Genomic DNA, 2408 nt, shown 5'->3' on the forward strand with positions numbered 1-2408 from the left:
GAATTTTCCCCCCAATCACTCCAATGGTCGGCACTTTTTGAGGTCAAAAAAGTCTAAAAGCCTTATCCACAAAGGTTTTTAGATTTATTCAGCAAGCCCTAAATAGCATTAAGTACCTAAGCAAAATTAATTACACATATCTAACCACCTCTTGCCTCTTGCCCCTTGCCTATCTTCACTAGGAAATTAATTTTGCACGACTACTTAACAGTGCTGTCCTTTCACTGATCACTGTTTACTGATAACTGATTACTGATAACTGATTTTGGTCACTGATTCCGGTATGATCTGAACAGGGAATCTAGTATCAAATACCTACTCAATCTAGCGTGAGACTCTTGCCGAACCTGTCAGCAGCAGAAATTTGTGGCGGCGGGGTGCTGCTGGATCCAGAGTCTGGTTTAATTACTACTATGGGTTAACAATTAGTCGTGTATTTAGAGGGAAACTATGGCCAATAAGCCAGAGCGCGTGGTTCTAATCGGTGTAGCTGGGGACTCCGGTTGTGGGAAATCTACTTTTTTACGTCGTTTGACCGATTTATTCGGGGCCGAGTTTATGACAGTGATCTGTTTAGATGACTACCATTGCCTCGATCGCAAACAGAGAAAAGAGGTGGGTGTCACCGCACTCAATCCGAAAGCGAATAACTTTGACCTGATGTATGAGCAGATTAAAGCTCTTAAGGGAGGTCAAGCCATTAATAAACCTATTTATAATCATGAAACGGGGATGATCGATCCCCCCGAAATCATCGAACCGAATAAGGTAATCGTGATCGAGGGACTGCACCCCTTATATGATGAACGAGTCCGGGCCCTATTAGATTTCAGCGTTTATCTCGATATTAGCGATGAAGTCAAAGTTAACTGGAAAATTCAACGGGATATGGCCGAGCGCGGTCACACCTATGATGATGTGATGGCGGCTATTAATTCTAGAAAACCGGATTTCAGTGCCTATATCGATCCCCAAAGACAGTACGCTGACGTGGTGATTCAAGTGCTGCCCACCCAATTACTTGAAGATCACGAAAGTAAGTTACTACGGGTCCGTTTAATCCAGAAAGAAGGGGTAGAAAACTTTGAACCCGCTTATCTGTTTGATGAAGGTTCCACCATCGATTGGCGGCCCTGCGGTCGTAAATTGACCTGCGCTTATCCCGGCATTAAACTCTACTATGGTCCAGATGGCTTCTTGGGGAATGAAGTGTCGATTCTGGAACTAGATGGTCAATTCGATAACCTCGAAGAAATGATCTACATCGAAAGCCATTTGAGCAAAACCGGCACTAAATACTACGGTGAAATGACGGAATTACTGCTCAAACACAAGGATTATCCCGGTTCTACCAATGGTACGGGTTTATTCCAAGTGTTAGTCGGTCTCAAAATGCGTGAAACCTACGAAAAACTAATGGCCGCTGAATCAAAAGTGGCAGCCCAAGTCTAGTTTCTAGTTTTGACCGAGCCGGCATCCTACCCGGGTAGGATGCCGGTTTTTTTAATCCACTAATCCCGATCGCAGGGCCAGCACTGCCGCTTGAGTCCGATCATCCACAGAGAGTTTATTTAAGATATTGCGGACATGGGTTTTCACCGTGCCGATGGTGATATAGAGTCGCTCGGCAATCTCGGCATTACTACAACCCGCAACAATCAGATCGAGAATTTCTCGCTCTCGTGCCGTTAGGGGGGCATTTTCCAGCAATTGGTGATATTCTCGGTCAACGCCTTGAATTATCACTGTTTTGGTCCCGGCAGCCGCACCGACGGGAACATTTTGGCGCACTTGTTGCAGAACAATATTGGCGATCGCAGGGTCAAGCCAATGATTGCCTTCGTGGGTGGAATAAATCGCCTCGATTAACTTATCAATGCTAATATCCTTCATACAGTAGGAATCAGCCCCAGCACTAAAAGCCGCTAAAACCTGTTCTTGGGTTTTGTGCATGGTTAGCATGAGGATTTTCGTGGCCAGGGGGTCTTCGCCCCGATTTTGTTGGAAGCGTCGCACTAACTCGATCCCATCGATCATAGGCAAACCTATATCGATGATCGCTACATCGGGTTTAGTCTCCTCTAGCAGTTTCAGTCCCTGTAATCCACTGATCGCTTCCCCTACCACTTGAATACCTTCCCGATGCTGGAGAGCCACCACTAAGCCCATGCGCGTTAAATCGTGATCTTCTACAACGATAACCCGCACTTTATCCATATTTTTTGACCAGTTTTGCCGAATTAGGCGATGATTTGCTAATTTTTGCTTTTCGATTATTAGAGCTGCTCCTTAACATTGACTTCACTCCCTTCCTCCTTCTCTGAATTCCGCTTTCTTATTCTTCATTCGGCAATCCCCTTTTTCCGGTTGATTTTATTGATACTTACTAAAAGCAGAGATGGCCAATA

Annotated in this window: 2 protein-coding genes; one reads left to right on the forward strand and one right to left on the reverse strand. The window is 45.1% G+C overall.

Annotation, left to right across the window (positions count from 1 at the left end; genetic code table 11):
* The first annotated feature begins 450 nt into the window (after positions 1–450).
* Positions 451–1452, forward strand: coding sequence for a phosphoribulokinase (locus PX636_RS18570; protein WP_061431786.1), 1002 nt, complete (start codon positions 451–453; stop codon positions 1450–1452).
* Between the two features lie 51 nt (positions 1453–1503).
* Here the strand turns inward: PX636_RS18570 and PX636_RS18575 are convergent, their stop codons facing one another.
* Entirely contained in the window at positions 1504–2217 is a 714-nt protein-coding gene (locus PX636_RS18575) for a response regulator (RefSeq protein ID WP_288026967.1), read from the reverse strand.
* Positions 2218–2408: the final 191 nt, after the last annotated feature.

The organism is Microcystis sp. M53598_WE2 (assembly GCF_030067735.1).
Classification (GTDB): Bacteria; Cyanobacteriota; Cyanobacteriia; order Cyanobacteriales; family Microcystaceae; genus Microcystis; species Microcystis aeruginosa.